The organism is bacterium (assembly GCA_035281585.1).
Classification (GTDB): domain Bacteria; phylum UBA10199; class UBA10199; order DSSB01; family DSSB01; genus DATEDP01.
Window position 1 is genome coordinate 15,971 of the sequence record DATEDP010000074.1, and the last position, 15,802, is coordinate 31,772.

General features: G+C 61.1%; 14 protein-coding genes. 4 read left to right on the forward strand and 10 right to left on the reverse strand.

The features are described from left to right. Positions 1-68: 68 nt before the first annotated feature. The gene (locus VJR29_05905) at positions 69-395 is read left to right on the forward strand and encodes a hypothetical protein (GenBank protein HKY62933.1); all 327 of its coding nucleotides are present in this window, start codon (positions 69-71) and stop codon (positions 393-395) included. On the opposite strand, the gene VJR29_05910 is transcribed toward VJR29_05905, so the two are convergent. From VJR29_05910 to VJR29_05925, 4 genes are all read right to left on the reverse strand, one after another. Continuing rightward, complete coding sequence (locus VJR29_05910) at positions 328-2,748, reverse strand: DNA internalization-related competence protein ComEC/Rec2 (protein HKY62934.1); 2,421 nt, start codon at positions 2,746-2,748, stop codon at positions 328-330. The genes VJR29_05905 and VJR29_05910 overlap by 68 nt on opposite strands. Positions 2,749-2,796: 48 nt before the next feature. Further along, positions 2,797-4,356, reverse strand: coding sequence for a hypothetical protein (locus VJR29_05915; protein ID HKY62935.1), 1,560 nt, complete (start codon positions 4,354-4,356; stop codon positions 2,797-2,799). Positions 4,357-4,424: 68 nt separating this feature from the next. Beyond that, positions 4,425-5,075 (reverse strand): hypothetical protein, encoded by a 651-nt coding sequence (locus VJR29_05920; GenBank protein ID HKY62936.1) that lies wholly within the window; start codon positions 5,073-5,075, stop codon positions 4,425-4,427. Positions 5,076-5,121: 46 nt separating this feature from the next. Then, positions 5,122-5,352, reverse strand: coding sequence for a hypothetical protein (locus VJR29_05925; GenBank protein ID HKY62937.1), 231 nt, complete (start codon positions 5,350-5,352; stop codon positions 5,122-5,124). A 321-nt stretch (positions 5,353-5,673) separates the two neighbouring features. Between VJR29_05925 and VJR29_05930 the strand changes: the two genes are divergently transcribed. Further along, the gene (locus VJR29_05930; GenBank protein ID HKY62938.1) at positions 5,674-6,597 is read left to right on the forward strand and encodes an MBL fold metallo-hydrolase; all 924 of its coding nucleotides are present in this window, start codon (positions 5,674-5,676) and stop codon (positions 6,595-6,597) included. Between the two features lie 33 nt (positions 6,598-6,630). Here the strand turns inward: VJR29_05930 and VJR29_05935 are convergent, their stop codons facing one another. The 4 genes from VJR29_05935 to VJR29_05950 form a co-directional block, all read right to left on the reverse strand. Beyond that, the gene (locus VJR29_05935; GenBank protein HKY62939.1) at positions 6,631-6,933 is read right to left on the reverse strand and encodes a hypothetical protein; all 303 of its coding nucleotides are present in this window, start codon (positions 6,931-6,933) and stop codon (positions 6,631-6,633) included. Between the two features lie 71 nt (positions 6,934-7,004). Continuing rightward, on the reverse strand, positions 7,005-7,328 hold the full coding sequence (locus VJR29_05940; protein HKY62940.1) for an iron-sulfur cluster assembly accessory protein: 324 nt from the start codon (positions 7,326-7,328) through the stop codon (positions 7,005-7,007). A gap of 20 nt (positions 7,329-7,348) precedes the next feature. Next, a complete protein-coding gene (locus VJR29_05945; protein ID HKY62941.1) occupies positions 7,349-8,512 on the reverse strand; it encodes an aminotransferase class V-fold PLP-dependent enzyme in 1,164 nt (387 codons plus the stop codon). A gap of 73 nt (positions 8,513-8,585) precedes the next feature. Continuing rightward, positions 8,586-9,941 (reverse strand): hypothetical protein, encoded by a 1,356-nt coding sequence (locus tag VJR29_05950; protein HKY62942.1) that lies wholly within the window; start codon positions 9,939-9,941, stop codon positions 8,586-8,588. Positions 9,942-10,048: 107 nt separating this feature from the next. Between VJR29_05950 and apbC the strand changes: the two genes are divergently transcribed. Beyond that, on the forward strand, positions 10,049-11,113 hold the full coding sequence (gene apbC, locus VJR29_05955) for an iron-sulfur cluster carrier protein ApbC (GenBank protein ID HKY62943.1): 1,065 nt from the start codon (positions 10,049-10,051) through the stop codon (positions 11,111-11,113). On the opposite strand, the gene VJR29_05960 is transcribed toward apbC, so the two are convergent. After that, positions 11,088-13,115, reverse strand: coding sequence for a PAS domain S-box protein (locus VJR29_05960; GenBank protein ID HKY62944.1), 2,028 nt, complete (start codon positions 13,113-13,115; stop codon positions 11,088-11,090). The genes apbC and VJR29_05960 overlap by 26 nt on opposite strands. A 54-nt stretch (positions 13,116-13,169) precedes the next feature. Further along, the gene (hisC, locus tag VJR29_05965) at positions 13,170-14,234 is read right to left on the reverse strand and encodes a histidinol-phosphate transaminase (protein ID HKY62945.1); all 1,065 of its coding nucleotides are present in this window, start codon (positions 14,232-14,234) and stop codon (positions 13,170-13,172) included. 188 nt (positions 14,235-14,422) lie between these two features. Here hisC and VJR29_05970 point away from each other — a divergent pair. Next, positions 14,423-15,802, forward strand: a 1,380-nt coding sequence (locus tag VJR29_05970) for a hypothetical protein (GenBank protein HKY62946.1), incomplete at its 3' end; no start/stop codon positions are given.

The window sequence follows — 15,802 nt, forward strand, 5'->3', positions numbered from 1 at the left end:
CGCCCCTACCTCCTCGGAATGACAATGCGCTTGCTTGCCTCAAAGGGATTTGCTTAGAGTCCGAGCCCATGAAACGAGCCCTGGCGATCGCCCTGATTCTTCCCTTTCTGCTGTTGGCCGCCTGCGGCGGCCGCACCCCTTCCCAGGCCCGGACCGCCGAGATCGCTCAAAAGTATTTCAAAAAATACGGCAAGAAATACAAAGACAGCCCCTTCGCCACCAACCCCGTCACCACGGTCGAAGTGAAGGACGTCCAAGAGCTGCAAAAGAACATCGCCAACGGCTTCTTGCTGGTGAAGCTGACCGACGGCAGCGAGCTCCCGGTCATCATGACCCTGATCCGGAAGCCGCCCTTAGGATGGCGGACCAGCGGCTGGGAATTGGCGACACCTTAAGGCCCCTCACCCGCAGCTCGCCGTCGCGGTCGGTTCGAAAGACCGCAATGCCCCGCCTTTCCAATTCCTCCAACACCTGCCGATGCGGCAATCGGTAGCGATTGCTTTCGCCGGCGCTGATCAAGGCGAGCTTCGGCCGCCAAGCGGTCAAAAATTCGGGCGTGGTCGAGGTCTTCGATCCATGATGGGCCACCTTGAGCAAAGCGGTTTCCCGCGCCAGCCGATTCAGCGAGGCCTCGGCTTCGGCTTCGATGTCGCCGGTCAAGAGCAGGCAGGCTTCGGAATGGCAAACCCTCAGGACCAAGCTCAAGTTGTTGTCCGACCTGCCGGCCGGATCGAGCGGCGGCCAAAGGACCTCGAAATCGGCCCCTCCAAATTTCCATCGCTGGCCCTGACTCAAAACACGCAGGGCCACGCCCCGGCTCCGGGCCAGCTCCCTCAAAGCAGCGAAGCCGGCGTGGCCTTCGGTTCCGGCCCCGATCCAAAATTCTCCGGGCGGCAGCCGATCCACGATGTAGCGGAGGCCCTTGGCATGGTCGGCGTCGGGATGGCTCAAGGCCAGGGCTTCGAGCCGCCGCCGGCCGCGGGCCAGCAGCTCGGGCATCAGCACGTTGCGCCCGACGTCGAAATCGCTGCCCGGGAAGCCTCCGCCATCCAGCAGCAAGGCCTGGCCCTCCGGCAGCTCGATCAAAAGGCTCTCGCCCTGGCCGACGTCGAACATGGTCAAGCCGAGCTCGCCCCGCGGCACCGCCTTCGCCCGCTGGGCCTCACCAAGTCCAAGGAAAAGAAGACAAGCCGCCGAACCGAAGACCAGGCTTCTCCAAGGCCGCGGCCGGAAAAGCGCCAGGAGCAGGAATAAATAGGCCAGCCACTCCGGAAGCGACCAGGGGGCGACGAGCAGGCTGGCGAGGGGCCAAGCCGCGAGCTTTTCCATGGCGAAGAAGATCCAGCCAATACCGCGATGCAAGGCGAGCAGCGCCGACGCACCGACTCCGGAGCCCAAGCCCCCGAGCGAAGCGACCGCCAAACCCAGGGGAAGCGCCGCGGTGTAAAAGGGAACGAAAAGCAAATTCGCCACCGGCGCCAAGAGCGAGAATTCGTGGAATTGGCCGGCCAACCATGGCGCCAAGGCCAGGTTCACGCCGATCGCCGAGCCCAAGGCGCCGGCCAAACGGCGGCCCAGCTTTCGGCCGAAGCCCGCCGGCGCCGGGCCTTCCTTGCTCCAGGCTTTGGCCATCAGGCCCAAGGCCGCGACCGAAGCGAAGGAAAGCTGGAAGGAAACCGAAAAAAGCAGGCTCGGCCGGGCCAGCAGAAAAATCACCAAGGCCAGGAGCAAGGCCGACAAGAAGCTCCGCCGCCAGCCCGTGAGAGCGGCGAGGAAAAGGAGGGCCGAGCCGGCCAGGCTGCGCAGCACCGAGGGGCTGAAGCCGACCATCGTGGCGTAAAAAAAAATCGGCAGCGCAGCCAAGCCCAAAGCCAAGACCTTGGCCCCACCGCCATCGGACAGGCGCGGCGAGACCGAAAGGACCCACGAGAGGGGCCAGTAGAAGCAGAAGGAAAGGAAGACGAAGTGCAGGCCCGAGACCACCAGCACATGGGTGAGGCCAAGACGGCGAAAGACCTCGGCCACCGGCTCCTCGATGCCCGACTCTTCCCCGAAAAGGAGGGCCTCGAGGATGGCCCGGCCGGCGCCAGGCGGCAAAACCGAACGAAGCCAAGCCAGGCGCTCAAAGCGGAAACGGGCCGCCGCCACCTGCCAAGCCGGCGCCGGCACCAGCAGCTCGGCCGAGCTCAAGTCGCGAGCCGAGGCCAAGGCGGCGATTCCCTGGCGGCGAAGATAACGGGGATAGTCGAAGCTATGGGAATTTTTGAAGCGGCGCGGCGCCGAGTATTTCAAATCGGCGACATAGATTTCGCCCGGGACCCAATCGGCGGCGGGCTGCCAAACTCGGAGGGAAATCCCGGCGGGCTCAAGCGCCCGGAAACGTCCGCCGTCTTCCCACCCCAACAAGTCGGCGGCGCTGGCGCAATGCCGATCCGAGCAACGGGGATAGTCGCGAATTCGAAAAACCGAATGGACCGTCCGCTTTTCGGCCATCCATTCTCTCAGGGTTGCGGAGAAGTCGGATTGAAAAATTGGCGCCGCCCGCCAGATGCCCAAAAGGAAAGCCAAGCCGCAAAATGCCAAGGCTCGGAGCCGGAGGAACCGCCATCCTACGGCAATAAAGAACAGCCCGAGGACGACATCAACGGCAGGCGGCAGAGCTCCTCGCTCGGCAGCATAGTAAATTCCCGCAGCCAGTCCCAAGGTCGGCCCTAGCAAGGGGTAGCGGTGGGGCAATTCGAAAAGCACCCCTGGAGAAATGCAGGTCTTATGCCAGAGCTGCGCGCCCTCCGGCGATTACTGGACCTCGAAGACTCCGCGGAAATCTTCGGTCAGCGAGATCGGGCATTGCTTGGAAGTGTCGCCGCCTCCGCCGGGGAACCGAATGTCCATCACCCGGAATTGGTAGAATTGGCCGGACTCCAGCGGAACTCCGCCCAAGGGATCGCCGCCGTCGCCATAGTTGACCGAAACCCGGCTCTGGCCGCTGACGGCGGGGATGTCTTTCTTCTCCCAAATCTTGCGGGCGAAGCCGTCGAAGAGGAAGAGGTAATAGGCTTCTTCCGAGGAATCGTCATCCCAGGAGAAGACCGGATTCAAGCCGACCAGCGCATTGGCATCGGGATCGGGGTTGGTCAAAGCGTCGGTGATCTTGAAGCCTTCCAAAGTTTCGGTCGCTCCGGGGTTCAAGGTGATGTGCTGCACCTCGGTGCCGCCAATGCAAACGTCGGGGTCGCGCACCGCCTGGTCGTTCTCGAAGCCGGCCAGAACGACGTAATTGCCGGCCGGAACGCCCTCGGCTTCAAAGCTGCTGGCGTTTTGGGTGACCACCTGGCGCAAGCCGGGAACCGATTCGCCGCGCAGCAAGACCGGCACGTCCACGGTCGTTCCACCGCCGTCGGGGATGACGACCTGGGTGTTCACTTGGATCAAGGTCGATTCGACGATGAAAACCACCGAGCTCTCGTCGGTGTTGGGGGCGTTGGCGAACTCGACATTGCCCGAGGCGGTGGCGGTGTTCTCATCGAGGATGCTGAGGTTGACCGCCGCCTCCTGGTTTCCGGAAATGTTAACGGGGTTGGGATCGGAGCTATAGTTCGCTCCCTTGGCATAGCCCGCCACAGCATAGGAGCCGGAAGGCAGGTTGAAAATCCGGTACTGTCCGGAATCCTTGTCGGCGATGGCCGTGAAACCATGGAGGCTGCCGGCGGCGAAACCCGGCGTTTCCGGGTCCATGCCGCAAGGAGTGGCGGCCAAGGTGGTCTCGGCCACGACCAAGACGCCGGTGTCGGCGGCCGGGTTTTCAGCGGTTCCGGCGATCGAGCCTTGGCAGGCATCGGGATCGGGCAAGGCGATCAAAGCCACCTTGGTCAAGGCCGGATCCAGGATCAAGACGCCGTTCGCATCGACCTGGGCTCCGCTGGTGCTGACCGGAAAGGGCGGCCGAGCCCCGCCGGGAAAGGTGAGATAACCGGCGCCGTCGGCCCGAAGGAAAATGGTTTCCACGGTGTTGCCGTTGGCATCGCGGGTCAAGGATACCGTCAAAGTGCAGATTCCGTTGACACCGGTGGTGCAAATGCCGCTGATCGGCGAGCCGTTGGCGTCCAAGGCCACCACTTGGATCCCGGAAAGCGGCTGTCCCGTTTCGAGATCGACCACCGAAGCCTGAAGGCTGACCGGCTCGAAGCAGCCCGGCTCTCCGCCTTGAACCTCCTCGCATACTTGGCCGTTTTCACAGCCGGTCTGGGCCGCCGGATCGCAAGCGACTTGCTCGTCACCGCCGCCTCCGCAGGAAATTCCCACCGTAAAAAGCAAAGTGATACAGATAGAAAGATAAGCGAGGACGCGTTGGCGCATAGGCTCTCCTGGATAGGGTTCGGAGCCTCGGACGAGGGCGACGGGAATGGGTCACAAAAAAAAGCGCCCTATTCCTTTTTGGGCGGAAGCAGTGGCGGAGGGAGAGCGATGACCTCGGGGACCCAATGGCGCAGCTCGGCTTCGATCGCATTGGCCAAGCGCTCGACGGTTTCCCGGATCTTCTCGTAGTTCGGATTGCCGTTGCGGTTGGATTGAAGGAGGGCGAGACGGTTGCGAAGGCCCTTGAGAAAGACCCGGCCCTTCTCGGTTCGGCGCTTGCGCGCCATCTCCAAGAAGGCGTTCACGTTGACGCCGTTGAGCAAAAGCTGGCCGTCCTCGAGATGAAAGCTCACGCCGTCGATGGTCTGATCGAACTTCTTCTTGATGCGGCCAAAAATTTTGGTGAGCAGGGCGTGAAGCAAGGCCGAGAACTTGGCCAAGGCCTCAGGATCGTCGACGCTGATCGTCGCCCAGTCGCGATAGCGGGCCAGTCGGCGCGAGAGCGTCGTCCAATATTGGGCGCTCAAGTGGGTGATGTTCTCGCCGATCAAATGCGCCAAATTTTGGTTGTTGAGCAGAATTTGCCCATTGCGGTAGTCGAATCGCTGACCCTGGATTTGGTACCGCCAGTCTTGAGCCGGCTGCTCCCGAACCTCCCGCTCCGGCAGCGGGAGAGAATCGATTCGCGGTGGAATTCGGATGTTGCGGATCTCGGACATTCGGCTTCTAAGTTAGCGTCGGCATTGGAGAAGCCGCAAGGGATTTTCAGACCGGAAGCCCATAATCGGTGCGGAAGTGCTCCAGGCAGCGCCGATAGGCCTTGAGCAAGGGGCCGGAACGGGAGTCATCGGCCAAATATTCGCCGAATTTCTCCAATGCCAGCCAATGTCTCGCGTCCATAGTCATGTTCTTGACGTTGTGCCCGCGGTAAAAGATCTCGTCACGGAGCATGTCATAGTGAATGGAAGCCACCTCTTCCTCTAAAAAGAAGGTCAAAGTAGCCCGATCTTTTCCCAGAAAGAGCTTAGCTTCCCGAAAAGCCGCCGGGTCGGATGCATCTCCAGCCTCCTCCCCGTGCATTGAATCGGGGGGAGCTAGGGTTTTCTCAGCCTGCATGTCCTGCTTTTTCTCCATGACGAGGTCCCCTGCCCAAAATTTTGCACATCTCATGCCAAAGACTGGGCCGATTTTTCCCCGCCAAAAGACGATTTTATTCTTGAGAAAACAATACCTTAGGGCTAGAGCCGAAAGTGGGAGCCGTGCCCCCCTATTCTCTTTTTGAGAATTTTTTCATATTGAGAGGCAAACGGCAGTAAGATGAGTGGAATTCCTGAGCAAACCGAGCATGGGACCCGACTGGGTGACATCGAGTTCATTTGGGCCAAGAACTCGCGGGAATTCTTTTTTTCAAACTCGGTGCTGATCCACGACGGATCCAGCACGACGATCGTCGATCCCTCTTCCAATTTCACCTATCTCGAGCAATTGGCCTCGCGAAAAATCGTCCACCAAGTCCTGAACACCCATTATCACGTCGATCACCGCTCGCTGAACCACCTCTTCCGCCAAGCCCGCTTCATTTGCCATGAAAAGGATTTGGCCGCCCTGCTCAGCTTTGAAAATTACCTCAAATACGCCGACAGCGAGCGCGAATCGAACTACGTCCAATGGCTCAAGGGAATTTTCTCCAGCCTCGACATCCTCGAAGGCCATGTCAACCTGACATTGAAGGACAACGATCTGGTGCCCCTGCAGAATCACCGGGTCCGAGCCTTGCATATCCCGGGGCACACGCCCGGCCACCTGGCGCTCTTTTTCGAGGACATCGACCTGCTCTACACCAGCGACATCGACCTGACGCCGCTGGGCCCCTGGTACGCCAATATCTCTTCCGACATCGACGAGTTCCTCCAATCGATCCGCAAGGTGAAGCACCTCCATTGCCGGCACTACGTCACCAGCCATGGCGGCCGAATCTACGACCGCGAGCAATTTTTGGAGAAATTGGAGAAGTTCGAATCGGCCTTCGAGAAACGGGACAGCAAGCTATTGGAAAGCCTTCAGGCCGGACCCAAGTCGTTGCAGGAGCTCTCCCAAGTCGGCATCATCTATAAGGCCAGCCACCTCAGCGATCCGCTGAAGGCCTGCTTCGAAAGACAGATGGTGGAAAAGCATCTCGAGCGCTTCGAGCGGCAGGGGAAGGTTCATCAGCAAGATGGGTTGTGGTTCTTGAACCTGTAATCGTCGTGGCCCGGGCGACCGCAAGGGTCGCCCCTACCGTGCCAGGAGGATCCCCGCCACCGTGCCGCCGATGACCGAAACACCGACCAAAGTCCCGATGATGATCGCCTGGGTATGGTCTTCCCTGGTGTCTTCGCCGATATTCTGGGTCGACTCGGTCTTTTGGATCTTCACCTCGTCCTGGGCGGTCAGCACCGCCGGCCGGGTTTTGCTGAAATATTCATAAGGGGTGACGAAGGCCTTGGGCTTGTAGGGCCCGCCCTGGGAAACCCGATTGGCGCCGCAGGCGGCAAGGAAAGGCAGCAGCAAGAGAAGGCAGGGAATTTTTCGGATCATGCGAAGGGATTAGTTCGAGCCAGGCTCGCTGTCCATTGAAAATCTCCCCCCTTTGAAAAAGGGGGGATTTGCTATACCGAAAACGAGGTCCCGCAGCCGCAGGTCGACTTGGCGTTGGGATTGCTGAAGGTGAAGCCCGAGCTCATCATGTCCGAGTGGTAGTCGATCGTCATGTTGCTGAGGTAGAGGTAGGCCTTGGGATCGACGTAGATTTTGAGGCCGTTCATCTCGAAGACCCGGTCGTTCTCGCCGGGCTTTTCCTCGAAGTCCATCTTATAGGATAGACCGGAACAACCGCCGCCGGTGATACCGATGCGAAGCCCAAAGCCCGCTTTCTGATTGTTGCTCGCGATCTGCTTGGCTTGCTCGATCGCCCGGTCGGTCAATTGGATCATGATTTCCTCCGTGCCTTCCCTCAAGAGTTTCCATGGATCTTGCGGAATTGCAACACCTTCTCGACGACCTTCGCCGCGGCCTCGTCGACCTCTTCCAGCGTCGTGAATCGGCCCAAACCGAAGCGGATCGAGGCCTTGGCCTCCTCGGGTTTAAGCCCCAGGGCCCGCAGGACGTGGGAGGGCTCGGGCGAGGCCGAGCTGCAGGCCGATCCCGAAGCCACCGCCAGCTCCCTCAGCTCCATCATCAGCCAATCGCTGGGCACGCCGGGAAAAGTGACGTTGAGATTCTGGGTCAAGCCGTGGACCGGATCGCCGTTGCGGCGGATCTCGGGGAGCGCCGCCTGAAGCTTGTTCCAGAGCCGGTCCCGCAAGACCCCGATCTTGACCGCCTCCACTTTCATGTCGGGCGCCGCCAAAGCCAGGGCCTCGCCCATTCCGACGATGCCCGGCACATTGAGGGTGCCCGAGCGCAGGCCGCGCTCGTGACCGCCGCCGAAGAGCTGGGGCTTGAGCCGGACCTTGGGGTTCTGGGAGCGAACGTAGAGTGCACCGACCCCTTTGGGACCGTAAATTTTATGGGCGGATACCGTGAGCAGATCGATCCCCATCGCCTCGACATCAAGCGGAATCTTTCCGGCGGCTTGGGCGGCATCGCAGTGAAAAAGAACTCCCCGCTCCTTGGCGATCGCGCCGACCTCGGCAAGCGGGTGGATCGTCCCGATTTCGTTATTGGCGGCCATGAAGCTCACGGCGATCGTCGCGGGCTTGATCGCATCGCGGATCCGATCGAGGTCGATGCGGCCGGCCGGATCGACCGGCAGCAAAGTGATTTCGAAGCCGCGCCTTTCCAGCTCTTGCAAGGGATCGAGCACCGCCCGGTGCTCGGTGGCGGCGCTGGTCAAATGCCGGCCCTTCTCGGCCATCGCCTCGGCCAGGCCGAGCAAGGCCAGGTTATTGGCTTCGGTGGCTCCGCTGGTGAAGATGATCTCTTGGGGCAAAGCGCCGAGGACGGCGGCGATCTGGCCCCGGGCCTTCTCGACCGCGGCCTCGGCGGTCCAGCCGTAGGCATGCTGGCGGCTGGCGGCATTGCCGAAATGCTCGACGAAATAAGGCCGCATCGCTTCGAACACCCGGGGGTCGAGCGGCGTGGTGGCATGGTAGTCGAGGTAAATCGGTGGTTTCATAAGAGGCCGCGGCGGCGCCTCAAATCTAGCTGCAAGGCGGAGGCGATGCAAGGAGCCTAAAAAAGGCTCCCCCTCACTCGTAAGTACAGGAAACCGGGGCTTCGTTGTACACGGCGCCCTCGACCTCAAGCTTGGAGCCGAAGGAAATCGTGGCCGGCTTGGGGAGGCTTTCCGAGATCTGGAAATTGAAGGAGAGGCCGAGCTTGGTCAGCGAATCCGACGCCTCGATGTCGCATTCGACCGTCGGCCCGACTTGATGGCAGAATTCAGGAAGATCTTCCAGGGTGACGTGGTTCGATCCACCCGAGATGGTCAGCGCATAAGCCGACTCCACCATACCCGGGCCGCCGACGTGCTCGATCGAGCTGATGAGCACCCCGCTTTCGCCCAGCTCGGGGCAGCCGCCGGTGATTTCGGAGCTGAGCTGGTAGGCCTCGTCGGAAGAGCCCGAGGACGAGGAGGATTGGATCAGGAGGACCTGAAGGTTGGAGAGGACCTCCTTGCCGTCAGGACAGACCAGCTTGGGTTGCAGCTGAAGTTCCTCGTCGCCGGAGGCGCCGCCGCCGATCACCTGAACCGGCAAGAGATAGGTGATCAGCTCGTCGTGGCCGAAGCGCGGCGTGTCGTTGTAAAACAGCTGCGAGGGTCGCTCGGCGACGGCCTTGGAGAGAAAGACTTCGCGGGTGATCGGATCGTAAGCGCTGCCCAAGGAAACCTGCAGCGATTTGGGCAAAATGAAAGGCTTGAAAGTGCAGGACTTGGGAAAGACGATCTCCAGCCCGACGGTGTCGCCAACTTTCGCGGTTTGGTTGGTCTTCTCGATCTTGGCGATGCGGCTCGAATAATCCACGGCCACCGGGACGTCGAGCTGCATGTTCCATTCGCTGAGCTTGGTTTTGTCGCAGGCCTGGAGGGACTTGACGGTGTGAGTGATGCAAGCCGGCTCGTCGTCGCAGCGGCTGTCGCCGCATTCGGGCTTATTGTCGGAATCCTTGGGGCAAGCATCGGGATCGGGCGTGGCCTCCTGCTCCTCTTCGTCTTCGCCGTCCTCGCCGTCATCGACGCCGTTCTTGTCGTCCGCCTCCTCCTCGTCGGCCGAAACTTCCAAGGATTTGCCGGCGGGTGGCAAGTCCGGGAAGACCAAGCCGGCCGCCGAGTCGACGCTCACGCAATAATTGACGTCCTGCTTGTTGCTTTCGATGCGGATCAGGAACTTGCCGTCGGCATCGGTGACCCCGCCATGGACCGTGCTCCCGTCGCCGGTCACCGAATATTGAATGCCCGAAACGTTAGGCTCGCCCATGTCTTGGATATTATTACCGTTTTTATCCAAAAAGACCCCGCCTTCGATATAGCGGGAGCAGGCGCCGAGCAAGATCAGCAGCAAGAGAGGGAGAAGGGAATGGAAAGCTTTGACGGTCGTTTTCATAAGGCCCCAGGTCCATCGCCATTATCGGAAGCCGTCTGGAAAAGATGTGGATTTCCGTATAGCTACCTTGTTAGGGCTGCGGCCTCCTGATTTGGGAGGATGTTTCGATGCGAGAGGCTTTGCTTGAAGCCTTGGGAAAAGTCGAGGATCCCGACCTCCACCGGGACCTGGTGTCCCTGGGGATGATCCGGGACCTCGAGGAAAAGGACGGCGTCGTTTCGCTGCGGGTCGTCATGACCACGCCGGCCTGCCCCTTGAAGGAGAAGCTGGAGAAGGACGTCAAAGCCGCCCTGTTGGCGGTGCCAGGAGTGAAGGAAGCGAAGGTGACCATGGATTCCGAAGTGAGAGCGGGCAACCGGCCCGGCCCCGGCGGCCGGCTGGAGAAAGTCAAAAACATCATCGCGGTGGCGAGCGGCAAGGGCGGCGTCGGCAAATCGACCGTCGCGGTGAACCTGGCGCTATCGCTGGCCCAGAGCGGCGCCAAGGTCGGCATCCTCGACGCCGACATCTATGGCCCGTCCCTGCCGACCTTGATGGGCCTCAAGAACACCCCGCCGCTGGTCGACGAGGCCAAGAAGAAATTGATCCCGCTGGAAAAGTACGGCGTGAAGAACATGAGCATCGGCTTCCTGATGAAGGACGAGGACGCCGCGGTGTGGCGCGGGCCGATGATCGGCCGGATGCTCCAGCAATTCATCGAGGACGTCGCCTGGGAGGAGCTCGACTACCTAGTCATCGACTTGCCGCCGGGGACCGGCGACGCCCAGCTCTCGATCTCCCAGCTCATACCGATCTCGGGCGCGGTCATCGTCACCACTCCCCAAGACGTGGCCCTGGCCGACGTGGTCCGGGGCGTCGCGATGTTCAAGAAGGTTCAAATCCCGATCTTGGGCGTGGTCGAGAACATGAGCTTCTTCTCCTGCCCCCACTGCCAGGGCCGCAGCGATATTTTCAGCCACGGCGGCGGCCAAAAGAAGGCCCAGGAGCTGGGGGTCCCCTTCTTGGGCGAGATTCCGATCGACCTCGACACCCGGATCGGCAGCGACGAGGGCAAGCCGATCGTCGTCGCCAAGCCCGATTCGGAGGGCGCCAAGCGCTTCAAGGAATTCGCCTCGCGGACCGCGGCCGAGCTGTCGATCGCCAACGCTAAGCAGCCGAAATTGAATTTTTGACCAGTTTCGGCAAGCGGACGATGAATTTCGCGCCCTGGCCGGCTTCGCTCTGAACAAAGATCTCGCCGCCGTGCCGGTCCACGATCTTCTGGCAGATCGCCAGCCCCATCCCCGTTCCCTCGTATTGGCTGCGAGCGTGGAGCCGTTGGAAGGGCTTGAACACCAGGTCGAAAAACTCCTGATCCAAGCCGATCCCGCGGTCCTCGACCAAGATCTCGACCTGCCCTTCGACCGTCGAATCCTGAGCCGCGATCCGGACCTCGGGCTTTTCGCCGGACTTGCAAAACTTGAGGGCGTTGCCGATCAGGTTTTGAAATAGCCGGAGCATTTGGGAGCGGTCGGCCATCACCGTCGGCAGCGGACCGACCTCGAGGCTGGCGCCGGTTTCGGCGATCCGCAAATCGAACAAGGAAAGCACTTCGGCCACCACCGACCCCAGGCTGACCGGCTCGAAGGCCTGGGCCCGCGTCGTCACCCGAGCGTATTGCAGGAGATCCTCGATCAGCGACCTCATCCGCAGGGCGGCTTTCTGGATTCGATCCAAGCTGTCGATGCCCTTCTCGTTCAAGCTTTCGCCGGAGCTGAGGCGGAGCCGATCCACGAAGGCCACGATCTTGTGCAGCGGCTCCTGGAGGTCGTGGGAAGCCACGTAGGCGAAGGCTTGCAGCTCCTTGTTGGAGCGCTCGAGCTCCATCGTCTTGCGGCGAATCTCCTCCTCGGCCAGCTTGCGATCGGTGATGTCGAGCACGAAGGCGCTGAACATCCAACTGTTACCGAGCCGGAGCGGCGTCACCGTGATCTCGACCGGAAACTCATGGCCGTCGGCATGGCGGGCGGTGGCCTCGAGGCGGCGTTTCAGCAGACCGGCTTGACGGCTCCGCAGAAATCGCCCCCGCAGCTTCTTGAACAGCTCGACTTGGTGGGGGGGGATGATCAAGTCGGTGTCCTTGCGTCCGAGGGCCTCGAACGAGGACCAGCCAAAGGTCTTCTCGGCCTGGGGATTCCAATAGGTGATGACGCCGTCGCGGTCGACCAAGACGACCGCCGATAGGGCGTGGTCGATCATGGCCCGGATCCGCTCCTCGCTTTCCCGCAGCTTTTCCTCGGCCCGACGCCGCTCGGTGATGTCGCTGGAGGTTCCGGTGGTGCCGACGACCTTGCCGGTTTCGTCCCGTTGCACGATCGCGTTGTAGCTTAAATAGATGGGCGTGCCGTCCTTTCGGATCTGAACCGTCTCGTTCTGGAAGAAGGATTGGCCCTGCTTCACCCGCTCGAAGACGGCGAGGTCCTTCTCGACTTGCTCCGGCGTCTCGAATTCCGCGAAGGACCGGCCCAGCATCTCCTCCGGCTCGTAGCCGTAGATTCTTCGAGTCGCTTGCCGGTTGAGGAAGGTCAGCCGGCCTTCGAGGTCCACCGACCAGATCAGGTCGTGGCTGGTCTCGACCAAATCGCGGTATTGCTTTTCGCTCCGGATCAAGTCCTCCTCGGCCCGGGAACGTTCGGCGATCTCTTTCTGCAGCTCTTGGTTGGCCCGGCTGAGCTGCTCGCTCCGCCGCCGCAGCTCGGTGACGTCGCGGAAGCTCCAAACCCTTCCCACGCTCTCCTTTCCCACCGTCTGGGGCTTGGAGTAGCGCTCGAAGAAACGGCCGTCCTTGAATTCCAGCAGGTCGTAACTTTCGGCGAAAGGCTGGGCGTAGAGCTCCCGCACCTTGGCCAAAAAGCCCTCCGGATCCTTTAGCTGGGAGAGGACCAAGTTCAGGGCCGCGGCGTCATCGCGGTGGGCGACGGCCGATTCGGGAATCTGCCACATTTTCAGGAACTGGCGATTGAAACGAACCATCTTCCCCTGGTTGTCGACGATCAGGATTCCGTCGGCGGTCGCATCCAGCGAAGAGCCGAGGAGCGAATTCGCCCGACTCAGCCTCCGCCAAGTCCACCACCCGGCCAAAAAGAGGAATCCGAAGGCGGCGAGCGCCACCAAAATGAAACCCGGCGAGCCCATGGAAGGGGAATCTTAGCTTAGCAGGCCCTTGAAAAACCACCGGTTTTCAAGGGCCTATCGATAGCTCGACAATGCCCGCAGAAAGGCTTGATTCTCTTCGGGCCGGCCCACCGAAACCCGCAGGCAATTCTTCAGGCCGCCATGGCTCGACACGTCGCGAACCAGAATCCCCGCCTGGAGCAGATGAGCGAAGCAGGCCTTGGCGCTCCGCACCCGGAACAAGATGAAGTTGGCCGCGGTATCGAAAACATGGATTTTGGGCAAAGCCCGCATCGCCGAGAGCAGTCGGTCGCGCTCCGCCAAGACCTGGGCCACCGCCCGGTCGAAATGCTCGGCATGGTCGAGGACGAAGTGGGCGGTCGCCTCGCTGAGCGCCGAGAGACAATAAGGCATCAGGATCTTGGAGAGGTTCTCCGCGACCTTCTCGGACGCCGCCAAATACCCGATCCGGACCCCGCCAAGGCCGAAACCCTTGCTGAAGGTCCGCAGCAAGACCAGGTTGGGATTTTTCTTCAAGGCCGGAAGCACGGTGGCCTGGGAAAATTGAAAGTAGGCTTCGTCGACGACGACGAGGCAGGAGGCCCGCCTCACCACTTCCAGCAAGGCCTCGGCCGGGAACAGCGTCCCGGTGGGCGCGTTGGGGTTGGCGAGGAAAATCAAATTGGGCCGGCGCTGGCGGATCAGCGCCAGGACTTTTTCGAGCGGAAAGGCGAAGTCCGGCTCGGGCAAAGCCGCCTTGATCACCCGGTTGCCGAAGAGCTTGGCCTCGATCTCGTAGACGCTGAAGGTCGGGTCGAGAATAAGGACCCGGCCCTTCAGGGAGGTCGCCAAGATCAAGGCTTGAATCAGGACATTGCTGCCATTGGCGAGCTCGACTTGGGCCGGCTTCAAGCCCAGGCCCTCGGCGAGGCGGCGCTTCAGGGCCATCGGCTGGGGCAAGGGGTAGCGTTGGAAGGGCAGCTCCTTCAACCGGGCGAAAAGCTCGTCCTTGAGTTCCGCCGGCAGGTCCCAAGGAAGCTCGTTTTGGTTAAGTTTGATCGCCTCGGGATAAGATTCGAGATGATAGGCCGCCTCCCGAATCACTTCGGGGCGGAAGAAAGAGGGACGGAATCCGGCCATGGCCCATAGCTAGGCCGGGGCGGACGGCGATTCAAGCAAAATTATCAAGGATTTCGATGGTTTCTATAGTTTTAGAAAGCCTTGTCTGCCAAGAGGAGAAAATTCATAATCAATGATGCAACTTTAGCTCGATTCCGAAACGATAACCCTTGTGACGACAAGGGTCTGATCCTCAGGAGGATTTCTCGATGGCCGACTTTTCCGGCGTTTCCACGCCGTCGCTCAAATCGCTGCAATACGCCCCCTCGGCTTCCGAAACCAGCAAGGGGCTAGTCCAGCCCGGCACCGGCGGCACGACCCAAGACCCGGCTTTGGTCGCCTGGTTCGAGCAGGCCAACGCCTACTACAACGCGGTCATGGCCGGCGACCCCGAGACGCCTCGTCCCACCGAGATGGAGTGGAACGATTTCTTGGCCCAGCTTCAATGGGCTCAAACCACGCTTTACGGAAACAGCGGGATGACGCCGGGAATGGGCGGCCCCCTCGGCCCGATGGGCGGCCAATTCGGCGTTCCCCAGGGGCCCCAAAGCAATCAATTCGGCGGCATGTCCGGCACCATGGACAACTGGGTCTATACCGAAGCGACCGCCAAGATCGGCTTCACCGGCAACGGCACCCACGACATTTGGAGCAACGACATCACCATCGACGTGGCGCCGGTTTCGGGCCATGTCACGGTGGAGCAAACCACCGACACCCGGTCCAATCCTCCCGAATCGGTGGTCAAGGTCACGGTCAACGATCCGGCCACCGGCACCGAGGCCGTGTACTTCATTCACGACTTCGACCCCAGCAAGGACACGCTCAAGATCAACACCCCCGAAGAGGACCAGGTCACCAACAACGCCGGCTTCGCCGACGGCGTGGTCACTTGGGGCGAGTTCACGCCGGGCGGGACGACCGAAACCGCTTCCCAGCCCGACGCCAGCATCGAGGGTGAGAAGATCGACGAGAACACTTACCTCTACGAACCGGAGTTCGCCGGCGAGACCATCAACTTCTGGGCCAATCCCAACGGCGCCGATGCCACCGGGCCCCAGGTCCACACGATTTATGCCGACGCTAATATCAGTGTGAAGCCCTCCGACGAGGTGGCGGTCACCATGAACGGCGACATCTTGGTGGTCACGGTCACTCATACCGACGGCTCGACCGACGTCTACAACGTCCAGAAAGGTTATAACGCCAACATCAACCAGAAGGTCGAATACGTCACCATCGGCGGCGATCCCGCCACTGACGGCATCCCCGAACAATTCTCCGAACGTCTCACCTTGAACGGCGCCACCGAAACCACCGAGCCCGCAGCCGGCGCCGTCGATGCCGACGCGCTGATCGAGGAGCTAAAGGACACGACCGGCCTGGACAACGACAATCAGCTCGTCGGAGCCTTGCAAGATCACGGCTTTTTAGACTCCGATGAAGGCATCGAGGAATTGAAGGAAAAAATGACCTCCGATCCGCCGAGCTTCCCGCCCAGTCCGCCGACCTTGGAGCTCATCCAATTCTTAGAGAGCATCGACGTCGGAAACAACGGCCTTAAGGAAGCCCTGGCCGAAAGCGCCGCC

What these genes read in the sequence shown, in the direction of transcription:
- VJR29_05905 (HKY62933.1), top strand. Translation starts at nt 69, where the DNA reads ATGAAACGAGCCCTGGCGATCGCCCTGATTCTTCCCTTTCTGCTGTTG.
- VJR29_05915 (HKY62935.1), bottom strand. Translation starts at nt 4,356, where the DNA reads ATGCGCCAACGCGTCCTCGCTTATCTTTCTATCTGTATCACTTTGCTT.
- VJR29_05920 (HKY62936.1), bottom strand. Translation starts at nt 5,075, where the DNA reads ATGTCCGAGATCCGCAACATCCGAATTCCACCGCGAATCGATTCTCTC.
- VJR29_05930 (HKY62938.1), top strand. Translation starts at nt 5,674, where the DNA reads ATGAGTGGAATTCCTGAGCAAACCGAGCATGGGACCCGACTGGGTGAC.
- VJR29_05935 (HKY62939.1), bottom strand. Translation starts at nt 6,933, where the DNA reads ATGATCCGAAAAATTCCCTGCCTTCTCTTGCTGCTGCCTTTCCTTGCC.
- VJR29_05940 (HKY62940.1), bottom strand. Translation starts at nt 7,328, where the DNA reads ATGATCCAATTGACCGACCGGGCGATCGAGCAAGCCAAGCAGATCGCG.
- VJR29_05945 (HKY62941.1), bottom strand. Translation starts at nt 8,512, where the DNA reads ATGAAACCACCGATTTACCTCGACTACCATGCCACCACGCCGCTCGAC.
- VJR29_05950 (HKY62942.1), bottom strand. Translation starts at nt 9,941, where the DNA reads ATGAAAACGACCGTCAAAGCTTTCCATTCCCTTCTCCCTCTCTTGCTG.
- apbC (HKY62943.1), top strand. Translation starts at nt 10,049, where the DNA reads ATGCGAGAGGCTTTGCTTGAAGCCTTGGGAAAAGTCGAGGATCCCGAC.
- VJR29_05960 (HKY62944.1), bottom strand. Translation starts at nt 13,115, where the DNA reads ATGGGCTCGCCGGGTTTCATTTTGGTGGCGCTCGCCGCCTTCGGATTC.
- hisC (HKY62945.1), bottom strand. Translation starts at nt 14,234, where the DNA reads ATGGCCGGATTCCGTCCCTCTTTCTTCCGCCCCGAAGTGATTCGGGAG.